The following is an 18032-nucleotide window of genomic DNA, read 5'->3' as shown; positions in this document are numbered from 1 at the left end:
GTATGTCGGCCGACGAATACCGGTCCAACACGCAATTAGCATGGATCCATACTCTTCCGGTATTGATATCGTGTCTTCTCGTGACGCAGCAGGTCAGAGCCTCGGCAGTGTGATGCGGACCGCTCGACGCCGTCACGGCGAGCCCGAAATCGGCCCCGAACTGCGATTTCCCGGCCGATCGCCTGTTGACGGTCACTCCCCCCACTCCTACCGTGTGTCTACCGTCACAGGCGGTCCATCGGCTCCACTCGGCGTGCGTCGTCAGCCCCGACACCTCGCACCCGGTGAAGCCCCCTCAGCTTGGAGGAATCCATGAGATCCACCCGCGCCACATCCCTGGTGTCGGTGATCGCCGCGTCCGCACTCCTCACCGGATGCACCGTCGCGAACTCGGACAGCGGAGACGCCGCGAGTCCCGACACCGTCCGGATCGTGCTGCCGCAGGAACCACCGACCCTGGAGCCGTGCGATGTCTCGCTGACGGCCATCGGCGTGGTCACGCGGTCCAACATCACCGAACCCATGATCGAGCGTGACCCCACCACGGGTGACCTCGAACCGAAGCTCGCCACGTCGTGGGAGCGCACGTCGGACACCGAGTGGACGATCCGCCTGCGCGACGACGTCACCTTCAGCGACGGCACACCGTTCGACGCCGAGGACGCCGCCGTGTCGGTCGATCGCGCCGTGAACTCCGATCTGGCCTGCAACGTCGAGGGATACGTCTTCGGCGACGACGACCTCACCGTCCGCGCCGTGGATCCGACGACGTTGACCGTAGCCTCGCCGACTCCCGATCCGATTCTGCCGCTTCGGCTCTCGTTCATCGAGATGGTCAAGAGCGAGGTCGGTAGCGCCGAGCGGACCCGCGAGCCGATCGGTACCGGCCCGTACCGCATCGACTCGTGGGACTACGGCCAGCGACTCTCCCTGGTGCGCAACGACACCTACTGGGGCGACGCACCGGAATTCACGCGGGCCGTCTACCAGTGGCGTACCGAGGGCAGCGTCCGCGCCGCCATGGTCACCAACGGCGAGGCGGACATCGCGACCGGCCTCGGCCCCGAGGACGGAGCCGGCGACCTCGGTGTCGCCTTCCCGAACAACGAGACCACCGCCTTGCGGATGCAGGCCACCACACCGCCACTCGACGATCAGCGCGTGCGCGAGGCGATCAACTACGCCATCAACCGTGCGGGCATCGTCAAGGCTCTGTTCCGCGGAATGGGAGCGCCCGCTGCGCAACTCATCGCGGACGGCGTCGTCGGCTACAACGACGAGCTCACCCCGTGGCCGTACGACATGGAGAAGGGCAAGGCCCTCATCGACGAGGCTCGCGCCGACGGTGTTCCCGTCGACACCGAGATCCGCCTCATCGGCCGCACCGGGCAGTTCCCGAAGATCAACGAGACCGTCGAGGTCATCCAGAACGCGCTGGCCGGCATCGGCCTGAACGTGAAGATCGAGATGAAGGACACGGCGGCCACCGCCGAGTTCCAGGAACGGCCGTTCCCGAACGTCGGGCCCTACCTGCTGGTGATCCAGCACGGCAATCAGGCCGGCGACGCCGCGTTCACGATGGATCAGTACATGCGCAGCGACGGCTTCCAGAGCTCCTACGGCACAACCGACTTCGACGAGGGGATCGACGAGGCCGAATCGCTGACCGACGAGGAGCGACAGACCGCGTTCGCCGATCTCTTCGCCCGTGAACCCGAGGAGATCACGCAGATGGCGTACATCGCGCACATGAACGGTGTGTTGGCCAAGGACCCGCGCATCGACTACACCCCCGATTCCGCCACCGTCGACGAGATGCGACTGGCCGAGATGACCCGGAGTTCCGATGCGACCGACTGATCACGACCCCGACCAGCAGCCCACCTCGATCGAGAGGCCGACCAGCCCCTCCTCCGGAAGGGAGTGACCGCCATGTTCGCCTTTCTGCGACGCCGCGTCTACACCAGCCTCGTCCCACTTCTGGTCGTCCTCATCGGCGTCTTCTTCCTCGCTCGTCTGACCGGTGATCCGACCAGCCTCTACCTTCCCGAGTCGGCGACACCCGCCCAGCGCGAGGCGTTCGCCGCCCAGAACGGCTTCGACCAGTCCGTGTGGACACAGATGGCCGACTACTTCGGCGGCGTGCTGCACCTCGACTTCGGTGAGTCGCTCCGGACGGGCGAAGCCGCGTCCACCATGGCGTTGCGCGCCTTCCCCGCCACCCTGCAGCTCGCGTTCGTCACGATGCTCCTCGCCGTGATCGGTTCGATCGTCATCGGCTGCTGGGCCGCGTACCGTCCCAACTCTCTCGCCGACCGGTTCTCGAGCCTGCTGTCCATGACGGCCGCGAGCATCCCCGATTTCTGGTTCGCCATCACCGGCGTCTGGATCTTCGCCGTGGTGCTCGGTGTCCTGCCGACCTCCGGCACCGGGGGCGCCGTCGCATGGGTGCTCCCCATCGCGACACTGCTCATCCGTCCGCTCGGCGTGCTCACCCAGGTGGTCCGCGGCGCGATGGTCTCCGCCCTCTCCGCCCCGTACGTCCGCCTCGCTCGCAGCAAGGGTGCCGGCGATCTGCGCGTCGTCACCCACCATGCGCTGCGCAACGCCGCGGCACCCGCGCTGACCGTCGCCGGCGACCTCACCGTCGGCCTGGTGAACGGCGCCGTCGTGGTCGAGGCCATCTTCGGGTGGCCCGGCATCGGCAAGTTGATGATCGACGCGATCCTGCAGCGCGACTTCGCCGTCCTCCAAGCAGCCGTCCTCCTGACGGCCGTGAGCATCTTCGTTCTGAACATCGTGATCGACGCGTGCTACGCGCTGCTCGACGCACGGGTTCGCGACAAGGCCAAGGTCTGAGAGGTACACCCATGACACTCGAAGCAAGCAAGGACAGCTCGGGCGTTCCGGTTCCCCCGGTGCTGCCGCCCACCCCGGACGCCGCGTCCACGGCGCCCTCGCGCACGACCTCCATGCCGCTGTGGCGTCTGCTGCTGCGGGACCGCGTCGCCACCATCGCGGCGAGCATTCTGGTGCTCGTCTTCCTCACCGCGATCTTCGGTCCCATGCTGGTCGGCGACGCCGCCACCCGTCAGGACCTCGATCGATCCAACCTGGCGCCGTTCTCCCTCGACACCGGCTTCATGAACATCCTCGGCACCGATCCGCTCGGCCGCAGCATGCTCGCCCGCCTGATCCTCGCCAGCCGGACCACGCTGTCGGTCGCGATCCCCGCAGTCATCCTGTCCGGCATCATCGGCTCGATCATCGGCATGTGGGCCGGTTACCACCGCGGCTGGCGCGAGACCGCCGCCATGCGCGTCGCCGACGTCATCATGAGCTTCCCGTCGTTGCTGATGGCCGTCGTCGTGCTGTACGTCTTCTCCCCCAGCGCCGCGAACATCGTGCTGATCCTGACCATCACCCGCATCCCGATCTACCTCCGCACGGCCCGCGCCGAGAGCGCGGAACTCCGATCGCGAGTTTTCGTCGACGCGGCCCGCACGTTCGGCGCCGGCAGCGGCGCGGTGATCCGTCGCCACGTGGTGCCGATTCTGCTGCCCACGTTGCTGACCGTCGCCACGCTCGACTTCTGCTTCGTGATGCTGGCCGAGTCGTCGCTCAGCTTCCTCGGCATCGGGATCCAGCCACCCGACATCAGCTGGGGCCTCATGGTGTCCCAGGGCCGCACCTACCTGCAGAGCGCCTGGTGGCTGTCGTTCTTCCCCGGACTCGCGATCGTCATCACCACCGTGTCCGCGACCGTGCTGGCCGCGTGGGCCCGCATCGCCACCGACCCGGCGCAGCGCTGGCGCCTCACCCTCCCGCGTTCGAAGAGAAAGGCACGTCGATGAGTGCTCCCGCTCCCGCTCTCGCCCGCACCGCGCTCGAGGTCGACGGTCTGACCGTCGAGATCCGCACCCCGTCGGGCACCGTGCGTGCCGTCGACGGAGTGTCGTTCAGCGCGAAGCGCGGCCGCACACTCGCACTGCTGGGCGAATCCGGCTGCGGCAAGTCCATGACGGCCCAGGCCCTCGTCGGGTTGCTCGAGCCGATCGCCGACATCGTCGACGGCACCGTCATGCTCGGCGACACCGATCTGGTGACGGCGAACTCCAGGACTCGACGCCGCATCGCCGCCACCGAGCTCGCCATCGTCTTCCAGGACGCGCTGACGGCACTGAACCCCGTCTACACCGTGGGCACACAGTTGGCGGAACCGTTCCGCATCCACCGCGGCATGTCGGCGAAAGCTGCACGTGTCGAGGCGATCTCGCTAATGGAGCGGGTGGGCATCCCGGAGCCCGAGTCGCGCGCCGACTCCTACCCGCACCAGTTCTCGGGCGGTATGCGTCAGCGCCTGCTCATCGCGATGGCCGTCGCCCTGGGGCCCACCGTGCTGCTGGCGGACGAGCCCACCACCGCTCTCGACGTCACCGTGCAGGCGCAGATCATGTCGTTGCTGCGCGACCTGCGCACCGAGCACGACATGGCCGTCATCCTCATCACGCACGACCTCGCGCTGGTCGCGGAGGAAGCCGACGACGTCGCCGTCATGTACGCCGGCACCGTCGTCGAGACGGGACCCGTCGCCGAGGTGTTCGGCTCACCGCAGCATCCGTACACGAAGGGACTGCTCGACTCGGTCCCCGTCGCCACCGTGCGCGGCGAGCACCTGAAGTCCATCGGCGGCACCCCGCCGGATCTGCACTCCATCCCGCCGGGATGCGTGTACCAGGCCCGATGCCCCATCGCGCGCGCCGTCTGCGTCGCGCAGCGCCCCGAACTCCGCTGTGTCGCCGGCACCAGCCGTGCGACCGCATGCCATTTCCCCGAGGAGGTGTCCGGTGTCCGTTACGACGACAGTGGCGAGTGAGGCCGCGGCCACGCAGGCCGCACCGTTGCTCCAGGTCCGTGGAGTCTCCAAGACGTTCGACGTCGCCGCCGGCAGCGGCGGCCACAAGAAACTGCGGGCACTCGACGGCATCGACCTCGAGCTGCGACGCGGCGAGACCCTCGGCCTCGTCGGTGAGTCCGGTTGCGGCAAGTCCACACTCGCGCGCACGCTGATGATGCTCGAACGACCCGACACGGGCACCGTGTCGTGGGACGGCGTCGACCCGTTCGGCCTCAAGGGCAAGGAACTGCTCGCGTGGCGTCGTCGGATCCAGATGGTCTTCCAGGACCCGTACGGATCGCTCAACTCGAGGATGTCGGCGGCGGAGATAATCTCGGAGCCGTGGCACACGCATCGCACGATGTACAAGACCAAGCGCGACCGCGCCGCCCGCGTCCGGGAGCTGCTGCACCTCGTCGGTCTGCGTCCCAGCGACGAGCACCGCTACCCGCAGGAGTTCTCAGGTGGTCAGCGCCAGCGTCTCGGCATCGCGCGGGCCCTGGCACTCGACCCGAGTGTCGTGGTGTGCGACGAGCCCGTCTCGGCTCTCGACCTGTCGGTCCAGGCGCAGGTGCTGAACCTGCTCTCGGATCTGCAGAAGGAGCTCGGCATCAGCTACGTCTTCATCTCGCACGACCTGTCGGTGGTGCGCCACGTCGCCGACCGGGTCGCCGTCATGTACCTCGGCCGGATCATCGAGACCGGTCCGACCGACGACGTCTTCGACCACCCCACGCACCCGTACACCGAGGCACTGATGTCGGCAGCCCCGACGCTGGATCCCTCGACCCGGCGTTCGCGCATCCTCCTGGAGGGAGAGGTCCCGTCGCCTCTGAACCCGCCGTCGGGCTGCCGTTTCCGTACGCGCTGCGCGCACGCGACGGACGTCTGCTCGACGGGCATTCCCCCGTCGGTCGGGCGTCTCGGGAACCTGCACATCGCCGAGTGCCACCACCCGAGATCGGACGCCGTGGCCGTATGACCGTGCTCGCGTGACCGGCCTCGAATGGCTGGTCGTGGGCGTCGCGATCTTCACGGCGTCGTGTCTCCAGTCGTCGATCGGCTTCGGGATGGGGATGGTCGCGGCGCCCGTCCTGGCCATCATCGATCCGCGGATGGTGCCCGGCACGATCATCCTGCTCGCCACCGCGCTCACCGCGCTGGTGGTGGTGCGGGAGCGCACGAGCATCGACGTGCGCGGGGCCGGCTGGGCACTGGTGGGACGGGTGCCCGGCGTGATCGCCGGCGCCGCGCTGCTCGTCGTGCTGCCCGAGCGGGGAGTCTCCATCATGCTCGGCGCAGTGGTGCTGTTCGGCGTCGTGGCCACGGCGATCGGCTGGTCGCCGACACCGCGACGCGGATCGCTCATGACCGCGGGCGCCGCGTCCGGACTGCTCGGCACCGCCACCTCCATCGGCGGGCCACCCATGGCGCTGATCTGGAGCGGCAGCAGCGGCGCCGCGTTGCGCAGCACCATGAGCGGCTTCTTCCTGATCGGCTCCCTGATGTCGCTCGCCGCGCTGGGGGTCACCGGCTCCCTCGACGCGCACTCCCTGGCGACCGGCGCCCTGCTCCTGCCCGTCGTCGCGCTCGGGTACGTGGCCTCGCGCTGGGTGAACCGCGTACTCGACCGTCGTCGGCTGCGATGGGTGTCCATCGTCGTCTCGGCGGGTGGTGCGCTCGTGCTGCTGGTCGATGCGGTGGTGTGAGGTGTGCGGTTGCGGTGGGTGCAGCGCTGGCGCTTCCGGGAGCGCACACACCCTCTGATGAGCGCACACCCGCTACAGCCGACTGGACGGGGTATGCGCTTCATGGCAGATGTGCGCACTCGGCACCAGCACACTCGACCGATACTCACCCTGCATCGCTGCATCCACAAATGGTGTTGGACGGGAATGAATCACCCGCCCTAGGCTCGTCGACGTGAGCACCGTCACCGAGGTCCGAACCTCCCATGCCACGCCCGTCGTCACCGCGATGCGCGTCGTTCCCGTCGCCGGCCACGACAGCATGCTGCTGAATCTCAGCGGCGCCCATGCACCGTTCTTCACCCGGAACCTGGTCGTGCTGACCGACTCCGACGGGCGCACCGGTGTGGGCGAGGTGCCGGGTGGCGAGCCCATCCGCCGCTGCCTGGAGGACGCCCGCGTCCTCGTCGAGAACGCCTCGGTCGGCAACTACCACGCCGTGCTCAACGCGATGCGCCGCGCGTTCGCGGACCGCGACTCCGGCGGACGCGGCGCCCAGACCTTCGATCTGCGGATCGCCGTGCACGCCGTGACGGCCGTCGAGAGCGCACTGCTCGATCTGCTCGGCCAGCACCTGGGTGTGAGCGTCGCGGCCCTGCTCGGCGACGGCCGCCAGCGCGACCGAGTGCAGGCGCTCGGGTATCTCTTCTTCCTCGGCGACCGGAACAAGACGGATCTCGCGTACCGCGCACCCTCGGACGAGGGCAGTTCCGCCGACGCCTGGTCCCGTCTGCGCCACGAGGAGGCACTGACTCCCGACGCCGTGGTCGCACTCGCGGAAGCGGCACACGCCAGGTACGGCTTCCAGGACTTCAAGCTCAAGGGCGGTGTCCTCCCCGCAGCGCAGGAGGCCGACGCCGTGCGCGCACTCGCGGAACGCTTCCCCACGGCACGCATCACGCTGGATCCCAACGGCGGGTGGCTCCTGAAGGACGCGATCGAGACCTGCCGTGGTCTGCGCGACGTGCTCGCCTACGCGGAGGACCCGGTCGGACCCGAGGGCGGATTCTCCGGGCGCGAGGTGATGGCGGAGTTCAAGCGCGCGACCGGCCTGCCCACCGCCACCAACATGATCGCCACCGACTGGCGCGAGATGGGACACACCATTCGATCCGGCGCCGTCGACATCCCGCTCGCGGATCCCCATTTCTGGACGATGAACGGATCGGTCCGCGTCGCGCAACTCTGCGATGCCTGGGGTCTGACGTGGGGATCGCACTCCAACAACCACTTCGACGTCTCGCTCGCCATGTTCACGCACGTCGCAGCTGCCGCTCCCGGTGAGATCACCGCCATCGACACGCACTGGATCTGGCAGGACGGCCAGCGCATCACGACGAATCCGTTCCCCATCGTGGACGGGTACCTCACCGTCCCCGACGTGCCGGGTCTCGGAGTGACCCTCGACATGGAGCGCGTCGAGGCCGCACACGAGCTGTACCAGCGCGAGGGCCTCGGGGCCCGCGACGATGCGGTCGGCATGCAGTACCTGGTGCCGAACTGGACCTTCGACAGCAAGCGCCCCTGCCTGCAGCGCGCATGAAGGTCGTCGTCGCGGACCGCAACCTCCTCCCGCATCGGGACGCCGTCGAGGCGGGGATGCCGGACGGCACCGTCGTGTCGTGGCACGAACGCTTCGACGAGGACGCGCTCGTCGCCGACCTCGCCGATGCGGACGTCCATGTCGGGGGCCGGGTCACCGAGGCCATGGCGCAGGCGGGCCGGGGCCTGCGACTCGTCCAGGTCGCGGGAGCCGGCGTCGACAACGTCGCCCGTGCGGCCCTTCCATCGACCACACTGCTGGCCAACACGTTCCACCACGAGGACTCCATCGCGGAGTACGTGCTCGCGTCTGCGGTGCTGTTGCGGCGTGGCTTCCTGACGCAGGATCACGCACTGCGACAGGGTGTCTGGTCGACCTCGGTGTACGACGACACGCTGCCCCAGCCGTCCGCGACGGCGGGCGCCCGCGTGGGCCTCGTCGGCTTCGGCCACATCGGGCAGCGCTCGTGGTCGCTGCTGCGCACCCTCGGCTGCTTCGGCGCCGCCGTGACCGGACGCGGAGCCGTCGACGTGGCCGCTCACGGCCTGGACTGGGCCGGCGATGCCACGGAACTTCCGCGGCTGATGGCGGAGTCGGACATCGTCGTCGTCTCGGCACCTCTCTCCGCGGCGACGACCGGCATGATCGGCGCGGACGAGCTCCGCGCGCTGGGGCCGGCGGGAGTCCTGATCAACGTCGGCCGCGGGCCGCTGGTGCAGGAGCGGCCGCTACACGACGCGCTGGCGACCGGCGAGCTCGGCGCCGCGGCCATCGACGTCTGGTACAGCTACCCCGGCCCGGACGGGCGAGGCGAGCCGAGTGCACTCCCGTTCGGAAGCCTGCCGAACGTGCTGATGACGCCGCACTCGTCCGGCATCACGCGCCGAACGTTCGAGGGCCGCTGCCGCGACATCGTCGCCAACATCCGGCATCTCGCCGACGGGACCCCGCTGATCAACCTGGTCGGCTGACCCCGAACAGGACGAAGGCCGGTCACCACGCGGGCGACCGGCCTTCGTCGAGGCGGTGCTAGGAGACGCCGAGCATCTCGTGATCCTTCAGCGACGACGTGATCACCCGGAGGTGATCGTCGACCCCGCCGAGGGTGTGCTCGATGGCCGTGAGACGCGAGAAGTAATGTCCGACAGGGTATTCGTCCGTCACCCCGATTCCGCCGTGCAGCTGGATCGACTCCTGGCCGATCTGCCGGGCGGAGCGTCCGATCTGCAGCTTCGCCCGCGACGCGACCGTGGGATCCGGAGATCCGTCGGCCAGCGACATCGTCGCGTAGAGCGCCATGCTGCGTGCCAGTTCGAGCTGCACGTACATGTCCGCAGCGCGGAACGTCAGTGCCTGGAACTTGGCGAGCGGCACACCGAACTGCTTGCGCTGCTTCAGGTACTCCGTGGTGAGTCGCAGCGACTCCTCCATCGCACCGAGCGCCTCGGCAGCGAGAGCCGCCTGCGCACGGACGTTGGACGCCACGATGGCGGCACTGGCGTCGCCGCCGTCACCGAGCGGTTCGCCCGCGACGTCCGACAGCTCGAGCGACGCGCCGCGCAGTCCGTCGTGGGTGCGGTAGGTCTTGCGCGTGAGTCCCTCGGCATCGGCCGCGACCAGGAACAGGCCCACGCCGCCGCCGGGCAGCGCCGCGCTGATCACGAAGTGATCGGCGCAGTCACCGTGCAGCACAGGGTTCTTCACACCCGAGAGTGCCCACGAGCCACCCGATCCGGCCGGCCTCCGGCCTTCACGCAGGTCCTCGGTGGCCGACGTCGACACCTCGGCCGCCGGCCAGCGGGTGCCCGGCTCGGAATGCGCGAATGCGAGAAGGGTCTGCCCCTCCGCGACGCCCGGCAGGATGCGCTGACGCTGATCGGTCGATCCGACCTCGGTGATGAGACCACCCGGAATCAGCACGCAGTCCAGCAGCGGCTCGGGTGCGAGGCGGCGACCGATCTCGGTCATGACCGCGAAGGTCTCGACCGGTCCGGCGTCCATGCCGCCGTCGTCCTCGGCGAAACTGAGGCCGAGCAGGCCCAGCTCGGCGAACTGCTTCCAGACCGATTCGGTCCAGCCGCGCTCGCTCTCCACCGCTGCCTTGCGCTTCTCGTTGTCGTAACTGCGGGCGAGCACGTCACGCACCGTGTCGCGCAGCAGCTTCTGTTCTTCGTCCAGTTCGAACTGCATGTCGTGCGCTCCTAGAGACCGAGAATGCCGGACGCGATGATGGTGCGCTGCACCTCGTTCGAGCCGCCGTAGATGGATGTCTTGCGGAAGTTCAGGTAGGTCGGGGTCGCACGCTGCGCCCAGACCGGTGTCGGCGAGTCCTCTCCGGCCGCGAACGGGAGCGAGTCCGGTCCCGCCACGTCGGTGAGGATCTCGGTGGCCAGCTGCTGCAGCTCGCTGCCCCGGAGCTTGAGCACCGACGACGCCGGGTTCTCCTTGCCGGAGACGTAGCTGGAGACGATGCGCAGCTGGGTGAGCTCGAGTGCGAGCACCTGGTTCTCGAGCTCGGCAAACCGAGCGGCGAAGACCGGATCGTCGAGCAGCGTGCCGGTCCCGACCGTGGTCTCGGCCGCGAGCGCCTTGGCCTGCGCCAGCTTGGTCTTGGTGAAGCCGAGTCGCGTGATGCCGGTGCGCTCGTTGCTCAGCAGGAACTTGGCGTAGGTCCAGCCGGCGTTCTCCTCGCCGACGAGGTTCTCGACGGGGACGCGGACGTCCTCGAACCAGACCTCGTTGACCTCGTGGCCGCCGTCGATCAGCTTGATCGGGCGCACGGTGATGCCGGGGGTCTTCAGGTCCACCAGGATGAACGAGATACCGGCCTGCTTCTTCGGCGCGTCCGGGTTGGTGCGCGCCAGCACGAAGATCCAATCGGCGTACTGGCCGAGCGTGGTCCACGTCTTCTGACCGTTGATGACGTACTCGTCACCGTCGCGCAGAGCGACCGTGCGCAGCGACGCGAGGTCCGATCCCGCCTCGGGCTCGGAGAAGCCCTGGCACCACCAGATGTCGAGGTTCTGCGTGGGCGGGAGGAACTTCTGCTTCTGCTCCTCGCTGCCGAAGGTCGCGATGACGGGCCCCACCATCGAGATGTTGAAGGCCAGGGGCTCGGGCACCGACGCGAGCTGCAGCTCGTCCAACCAGATGTGGTGCTGCATCGGGGTCCAGTCCTTGCCACCCCATTCGACGGGCCAGTGCGGGCTCGCCATGCCGTGCTTGTTCAGGATCTGCAGCGTCGTGATCATGTCCTCGCGCTCGAGTTCCTCGCCTGCCGCGTTGCGCTCGCGGATATCGGCAGGGATCTCGGTACGGAAGAAAGTTCGCATCTCGTCGCGGAACGCAGCTTCCTCATCGGTGAGTGCCAGGTTCATCTGTGACCTTTCGACGTCATTCGCTGATCTCTAGCACCGTACTCTCCGGTAACCAGGCTCGGACAGGGGTGCCGTCGACCGATATTCTGGGCCCGACCATGACCGATCACCTCGACTCCCGGGCGCGGAGCACCTCTGTCCGAGTGGCCCTCGTGCGCCACGGCGAGACCGACTGGAACGTCGAGGGGCGTCTGCAGGGCTCCTCCGACATCCCGCTCAACGACATCGGGCGCAGCCAGGCCCGGACCGCGGCCGCCGCGCTGGCCGACGACTCGTGGGACACCCTCGTCAGCTCGCCGCTCTCGCGGGCGTCGGAGACCGCCGACATCATCGGCCACGTCATCGGGCTCACCCGCTCGGCCGACCACGAGGACCTGATGGAACGTCGCTTCGGACGTGCCGAGGGCATGACCGGCTACGAGGCGTGGGCGTACTGGCCCGACGGTGACTACCCGGGCGCCGAGTCGCACGAGGCGCTCGCCGAGCGGGGGCGTCGTCGACTCGACCTGCTGGCCGACGAGAACCCCGGCAGGTCCCTCGTCGCCGTGGCACACGGCGGCATCATCCGGGCCGTGCTGAGGTCCATCACCGGCCACCCTGCGCCGCGCATCGCGAACGCCGGCGTGAGCGTCGTCGTCCGCGACGACGACGGCTGGTCGGTCCGCACCGTCAACTCGATCCCGGTCCGCCACGGCCGACGGCTCCGCTGACGCGTCAGGAGAGGAACGTCTCCACGGGCGCGGGGCGGCCGTAGAGGTACCCCTGCGCGTACGTGCAGCCGAGTTCGGTGACGATGCGCTCCTGCTCCGTCGTCTCCACGCCCTCGGCGACGGTGCGCATGGTCAGCGCGGTGGCCATGGCCTCGATGGCCGTCACGATGGACACCGACGCGTCGTCGACCGGGACGCGGTCGATGAACGACTTGTCGATCTTGATGACGGTGATGGGCAGATCTCGTAGGCGACCGAGCGAGGAGTACCCCATCCCGAAGTCGTCGAGCACCAGCACGATGTCCTGCTCGGCGAGACGCGCGAGGACCCGATTGGCCACCACCGGATCGGCGATGAGGGCACTCTCGGTCACCTCGAGCCCGAGCACCGACCCGTCCAGACCGTGCGACGCCAGCAGGTCCGCGACGACGTCCGGGAGCCGCTCGTCACGCAGCTGCAGCACGGAGAGGTTCACCGACATCGACATGCGCGGCGCTCCCGCCGCCCGCAGTCGCACCAGATCGCCCAGAGCCGTGTCGAGTACCCAGGTCCCGATCTCGGAGATCATGTTGGTGGCCTCGGCGACCGGGATGAACTCGTCCGGCCCGACCCAGCGGCCGCGATGCTTCCACCGCACCAGGGCCTCGTAGACCAGCACGTCGTGGGTCCGCAGCGACACGATGGGTTGGTAGTGCACCGCCATCTCCCCGCGCGCGACCGCGCCGCGCAGCGCGCTGCCCAGCTCGACCGACCGGGTCGCCGCGGTGCGCAGGGACTCGTCGAAGAACGCGTAGGCCGCCGGCCCGCGGAACTTGGCGTCGTACATCGCCGTGTCGGCCTCGCGGACCAGATCGTCCGCGAGCCCGGCGGGACCGCAGGACGTCGCGATGCCGATGCTGACGCTCACGTACAGCGACGCCACACTCAACTCGAACGGTTCCGCGAACGCGGCCAGGAGCAGTTCCGCGAGTTCCTCGGCACGGGCCCGGTCACAGTGCGCCACCACCACGAACTCGTCGCCGGCGTACCGCACCACGTCCTCGTCGGCGGAGACCACGCGCCGGATGCGCTGCGCCGCCGCCTGGATTAGCTCGTCGCCCGCGCGGTGGCCGTACGAGTCGTTGACGACCTTGAAGTTGTCGAGGTCCGCGAACAGCACGGTGGTGGCCGACGCCGACGAGGACGGCCTCCGCGCAGCGCGTTCCAGGATCGACTCGAGCATGGACCGATCGGGGAGACCGGTGAGCGAATCGTGGGTGGCGTCGTGGCGGGCCTTGTCCTCGCTGCGCTGCACCCGGCTCAGCGCCCGCTCACCACGGACGAACATTCCCACCAGGATCACGGCCAGAAAGGTCGAGCGGACCACCACGTCCGCGGTCCCCACCGCGTCGCCGACGAGCGGCAGCGCGGCGCAGGTGGCGACGAGCGCGACGGACACCGTCATCCGCTGCCGGGTGAGCGCGGCCGTCACACCTCCCGCGCGGCCCACCCACGCCATCGACGGGTGCAGCGACGCGGCGGCCAGCAGGACGAACGCGAGCAGATACATCGCGTCGAGGACGACCGCGGGCGGGGCGACCGAGCGGGCCGTCGCGATCGCGTAGCCGAGATCGCCGACGATGGTGACGAGCAGTGCGGCGACGAGGAGAACCAGGGACACGTTGAAGCGGCTCTTCGACAACAGCAGGAAGAACGCCATCGTGAACAGGCCGGCGTCGATCGCGGGGAACAGCCCGTTGAGTACCACGGACGGCACGTCCCGCGTGGTCGAGAGGACCGGAGCCACCAGCAGCACCCAGGACACGAACGTCATGCCCAGCGTGACCAGGACCGCGTCGATGATGGTCGGGGTGGGCCGCGAGTTTCCCCCTCGCCGCGACCAGCCCACGATGCCCAAAACGAGCAGCAGGTAGCCGAGCAACACCAGCACCTCCGGCAGCAGCCGGATCGCCGACGGCAGGTCCGCGCGCACGCTCCGCGCGGAGAGGCCCACCAGGAAGGACGTCGCCGCGCCGAGCATGCACCGCCAGGCGTACGTGTCGGTCGGGCTGTTGCGCCGCAGGCCGACCAGGACCACGACCATGCAGCCGATGGCGCCCACCGCGAAGACGCCGGTCCGGATCGATGCGGGCACGATCAGGTAGACGGCCAGTACCACGGCGGCCACCGTGAACGACGCCGCCAGGTAGCGCCCCGGCGACCGGACGGGCCCACCGAGGCGCGATCGGTCCAGCGCCGCAGCGGTCACTCGTGGGGGAACGGGCGTCGACACCATCGACTCGTCCTCCTCGACCACCGCGCGTGAGCGTGTCCCCCGAACCACGACCTGTCCCACCACAATCTATCCGTCCACAACCTAGCTGAGCAGTGGAAAGACGAGCAGCGCCGAGGCAGCGGTCATGCCTGCGCGGACGGCGCCGACGCTGCCAGCAGTGCCCGAGATCGGATGCCGCCGCTCCCGCGCCGCAACACCGACGACGACGGTCCGTGCGAGGGCCAGGTGAGAGGTGGTTTTCGGTGCCGAACGGCCACTGTCACGGCGGCCCGGGCGCCGTAACGACTCGATAACGAAGAGACCGATCGCCCCTCTCGATGCTGAGGTTCGGCCACTACTTCGGTAGGTCTGGGTGAGTGAGTACTTCCGAATCAGGTTCTGTCGACAACCCGACACCGGCGCTGAAGGACGCTCCGCCCGGGGTTCTCCGGCGCGCGATCGGCGCCTCGGCGATGGGCAACGCGACCGAGTGGTTCGACTACGGCGTGTACGCCTACACGGCCACGTACATCTCCCGCGCGTTCTTCCCGGACGACCTCGAGTCCGCCACCCTGCTGACGCTGGGCATCTTCGCGGTGTCCTTCCTCGTGCGGCCGCTCGGCGGCCTCGTCTGGGGACCACTGGGGGACCGTCTCGGCCGCAAGCACGTCCTCGCACTGACCATCATCCTGATGGGCACCGCGACCTTCCTCATCGGTGTCATCCCGAGTTACGCCTCGATCGGCTTCTGGGCACCGGTTCTGCTGGTGATCCTGCGCATGATCCAGGGCTTCTCCACCGGCGGTGAGTACGGCGGCGCAGCCACCTTCATGGCCGAGTACTCCCCCGACCGCAAACGCGGCTTCTACGGCAGCTTCCTCGAGTTCGGCACACTCGGCGGCTTCTCCCTCGGCGCCCTCGTGGTGCTGGCCGTCGACCTGCTCTCCACCGACGCGTTCATGGACACGTGGGGCTGGCGCCTGCCGTTCTTCGTCGCCGGGCCGCTGGCGCTCATCGGGCTCTACATGCGGTCCAAGCTCGAGGACACCCCGGTGTTCCGTGAACTCGAGAACGAGGACGCGGTGGAGCACAAGACGTCCACCCAGTTCCGCGAACTGATCGCCACCTACTGGCGACCGATCCTCACGCTGATGGGCCTCGTCGTCGCGCTCAACGTCTGCAACTACACCCTGCTGAGCTACATGCCGACCTATCTGGAGAGCCGGATCGGCCTGTCGAGCACGTCGTCGCTGTTCCTCGTCGTCATCGGGCAGTTCGCCATGATGCTCGTCATTCCGTTCGCCGGAGCACTGTCGGACAAGGTGGGGCGCAAGCCACTGTGGCTCGTCTCGATGGTCGGACTGCTGATCTTCGCGATCCCGATGTACATGCTGATGACGGTCAACGTCGGCTGGGCCATCGTCGCGTTCACCGTGCTGGGCCTGCTCTACGTCCTGCAGCTCTCGACCATCTCGGCGACGTTCCCGGCCATGTTCCCGACGCACGTCCGGTTCGCCGGCTTCGCCATCGCCTACAACGTGTCGACCTCGTTGTTCGGTGGCACGGCGCCGGCGGCCAACGAGTGGCTCGTCGAACGGACCGGTAACGATCTCGTCCCGGCGTTCTACATGATGGGCGCCTGCGTCGTCGGACTGATCGCACTGCTCTTCGTCGCCGAGACGGCGGGCGCGTCGATCCGCGGCCGCGGAGTCCCCGGCGTCGACACCGACGCGCATCCCTCCGCGTTGCAGAAGAGCTGACGCACCGCACCCCCGTGAGAATCTCGCGGGGGTGCGCTGGTATCAGTGCTTGCCGCGGGGCGGTCCGCCGTCGCGCTGCAGCTGGATGAGCACGCCGCTGATCCTGGTGCGGCGCAACGCTTCCAACGTCTCGTCCGCGAGATCCGCCGGGAGCTCGACCAGGCTGTGATCCGGCCGGATGCTGATGTGCCCGAAGTCGCTGCGCCGCAGCCCGCCCTCGTTGGCGATGGCACCGACGATGGCACCGGGCGCCACCTTGTGCCGCTTGCCGACGCTGATCCGGTACACCGCCAGATCCTGATCGCCCTTGCGAGACTTGCGCAACGGCGGTGCGTCCCGATCGTCGAACTTGCGCTCGGGGCGCTCGCGCTTCTCCCTCGGCAGGGGCGGCGGCTCGGGCGACATGAGGAACGCGTCGCCGTCCCGCGACTGCGTCGCCAGCGCCGCGGCGATGTCCGCGAGCGGCACGTCGTGCTCGCGCTCGTAGTCCTCGATGAGTCGACGGAACAGCCCGAGCGACGTCGAGGACAGCGACTGGGTGATGGAGTCGGCGAACTTGGCCACGCGCTGCGCGTTGACGTCGTCGACGCTCGGCAGCTGCATCTCGGTGATCGGCTGCCGCGTCGCCTTCTCGATGGCCTTGAGCAGATGACGCTCCCGCGGCGCGACGAACAGCAGCGCCTCGCCCGCGCGCCCGGCGCGACCGGTCCGCCCGATGCGGTGCACGTACGACTCGGTGTCGTGCGGGATGTCGTAGTTGACGACGTGCGAGATCCGCTCGACGTCGAGACCGCGGGCCGCGACATCGGTGGCGACGAGCACGTCGAGCGCACCGTTCTTGAGCTGACCGATGGTCCGCTCGCGCTGCGCCTGAACGATGTCACCGTTGATGGCGGCGGCCGAGTAGCCCCGCGCCCGCAACTTCTCGGCGAGCTCCTCCGTGGCCTGCTTGGTGCGGACGAAGATGATCATCGCCTCGAAGTCCTCGACCTCGAAGATCCGCGTCAAGGCGTCGAGCTTGCGCTGATGCGCCACCTGCACGTACCGCTGCGTGATGTTGGGGGCGGTGGACGTCTTCGTCTTCACCGTGATCTCGACCGGATCGTGCAGGTACTGCTGCGAGATCTTGCGGATCGCCGACGGCATGGTGGCCGAGAACAGCGCCACCTGCTTGTACTCGGGGGTGTCCGCGAGGATGCGCTCGACGTCCTCCTGGAATCCCATCTTCAGCATCTCGTCGGCCTCGTCGAGCACGAGGTACTCGAGGTGTGACAGGTCCAGCGTGCCCTTCTCGAGGTGGTCGATGACGCGACCGGGCGTGCCGACGACGATGTGGGCGCCGCGCCGCAGACCGGAGAGCTGGATGCCGTACGCCTGCCCGCCGTAGATGGGCAGGATGTGCAGGCCCTCGATGTGGGTGGCGTACTTGCCGAACGCCTCGGCCACCTGGATGGCCAGCTCGCGGGTGGGCGCGAGGACCAGCGCCTGCGGCACCCGGTTGGCGACGTCGAGGCGCGAGAGGATCGGCACGGCGAACGCGGCGGTCTTGCCGGTGCCTGTCTGCGCGAGGCCGACGACGTCGTTCCCGGCCATCAACGGCGGGATGGTGGCTGCCTGAATGGGCGACGGCGTCTCGTACCCGACGTCCGCGAGGGCCTTCAGCACACGCTCGTCGATACCGAGATCGACGAACGAGGGGGTGTCGGTGGACACCGTTTCCGACTCGGAAGTGCTCATGTGCAC

Annotated in this window: 14 protein-coding genes; 10 read left to right on the top strand and 4 right to left on the bottom strand. The window is 68.7% G+C overall.

Annotation, left to right across the window (positions count from 1 at the left end):
* Window positions 1-312: 312 nt before the first annotated feature.
* From HQ308_RS04595 to HQ308_RS04560, 8 genes are all read left to right on the top strand, one after another.
* Window positions 313-1860 carry an ABC transporter substrate-binding protein gene (locus HQ308_RS04595; RefSeq protein ID WP_222631613.1) on the top strand — a complete coding sequence of 516 codons (1548 nt, stop codon included), beginning with the start codon at window positions 313-315 and terminating at the stop codon, window positions 1858-1860.
* 72 nt (window positions 1861-1932) lie between these two features.
* A complete protein-coding gene (locus HQ308_RS04590; protein WP_027504709.1) occupies window positions 1933-2859 on the top strand; it encodes an ABC transporter permease in 927 nt (308 codons plus the stop codon).
* Window positions 2860-2870: 11 nt separating this feature from the next.
* Window positions 2871-3854 carry an ABC transporter permease gene (locus HQ308_RS04585; RefSeq protein WP_235578886.1) on the top strand — a complete coding sequence of 328 codons (984 nt, stop codon included), beginning with the start codon at window positions 2871-2873 and terminating at the stop codon, window positions 3852-3854.
* Window positions 3851-4876: an ABC transporter ATP-binding protein gene (locus HQ308_RS04580; protein WP_222645540.1), complete on the top strand. Its 1026-nt coding sequence runs from the start codon at window positions 3851-3853 to the stop codon at window positions 4874-4876. The genes HQ308_RS04585 and HQ308_RS04580 overlap by 4 nt, the downstream gene beginning before the upstream one ends.
* Window positions 4848-5879: a dipeptide ABC transporter ATP-binding protein gene (locus HQ308_RS04575; RefSeq protein WP_308115667.1), complete on the top strand. Its 1032-nt coding sequence runs from the start codon at window positions 4848-4850 to the stop codon at window positions 5877-5879. Before HQ308_RS04580 ends, HQ308_RS04575 begins: the two co-directional genes overlap by 29 nt.
* A gap of 10 nt (window positions 5880-5889) precedes the next feature.
* Window positions 5890-6606: a sulfite exporter TauE/SafE family protein gene (locus HQ308_RS04570; protein WP_222631617.1), complete on the top strand. Its 717-nt coding sequence runs from the start codon at window positions 5890-5892 to the stop codon at window positions 6604-6606.
* Window positions 6607-6874: 268 nt separating this feature from the next.
* Window positions 6875-8188, top strand: a complete 1314-nt coding sequence (locus HQ308_RS04565; RefSeq protein WP_222645945.1) for an enolase C-terminal domain-like protein — start codon at window positions 6875-6877, stop codon at window positions 8186-8188.
* Complete coding sequence (locus HQ308_RS04560) at window positions 8185-9159, top strand: 2-hydroxyacid dehydrogenase (RefSeq protein WP_222645539.1); 975 nt, start codon at window positions 8185-8187, stop codon at window positions 9157-9159. The genes HQ308_RS04565 and HQ308_RS04560 overlap by 4 nt, the downstream gene beginning before the upstream one ends.
* A gap of 58 nt (window positions 9160-9217) precedes the next feature.
* Here HQ308_RS04560 and HQ308_RS04555 read toward each other — a convergent pair whose 3' ends face one another.
* On the bottom strand, window positions 9218-10378 hold the full coding sequence (locus HQ308_RS04555) for an acyl-CoA dehydrogenase family protein (protein ID WP_027504703.1): 1161 nt from the start codon (window positions 10376-10378) through the stop codon (window positions 9218-9220).
* 11 nt (window positions 10379-10389) lie between these two features.
* Window positions 10390-11565, bottom strand: coding sequence for an acyl-CoA dehydrogenase family protein (locus HQ308_RS04550; protein WP_027504702.1), 1176 nt, complete (start codon window positions 11563-11565; stop codon window positions 10390-10392).
* A 98-nt stretch (window positions 11566-11663) separates the two neighbouring features.
* On the opposite strand from HQ308_RS04550, the gene HQ308_RS04545 reads away from it, so the two are divergent.
* Entirely contained in the window at window positions 11664-12275 is a 612-nt protein-coding gene (locus HQ308_RS04545; RefSeq protein ID WP_056441939.1) for a histidine phosphatase family protein, read from the top strand.
* Window positions 12276-12279: 4 nt separating this feature from the next.
* Here HQ308_RS04545 and HQ308_RS22860 read toward each other — a convergent pair whose 3' ends face one another.
* Entirely contained in the window at window positions 12280-14598 is a 2319-nt protein-coding gene (locus HQ308_RS22860) for a bifunctional diguanylate cyclase/phosphodiesterase (protein WP_222645538.1), read from the bottom strand.
* A gap of 404 nt (window positions 14599-15002) precedes the next feature.
* Here HQ308_RS22860 and HQ308_RS04535 point away from each other — a divergent pair, with 404 nt between their 5' ends.
* Window positions 15003-16289, top strand: coding sequence for an MFS transporter (locus HQ308_RS04535; RefSeq protein ID WP_222645944.1), 1287 nt, complete (start codon window positions 15003-15005; stop codon window positions 16287-16289).
* 42 nt (window positions 16290-16331) lie between these two features.
* Here the strand turns inward: HQ308_RS04535 and HQ308_RS04530 are convergent, their stop codons facing one another.
* A complete protein-coding gene (locus tag HQ308_RS04530) occupies window positions 16332-18026 on the bottom strand; it encodes a DEAD/DEAH box helicase (RefSeq protein WP_222645537.1) in 1695 nt (564 codons plus the stop codon).
* Window positions 18027-18032 lie beyond the last annotated feature (6 nt).

Origin of the sequence: Rhodococcus sp. BP-241, from assembly GCF_019836145.1 — a bacterium.
In the GTDB taxonomy this organism is placed as follows: Bacteria; Actinomycetota; Actinomycetes; order Mycobacteriales; family Mycobacteriaceae; genus Rhodococcoides.
This window is presented reverse-complemented; position numbering and strand designations above follow the sequence as displayed.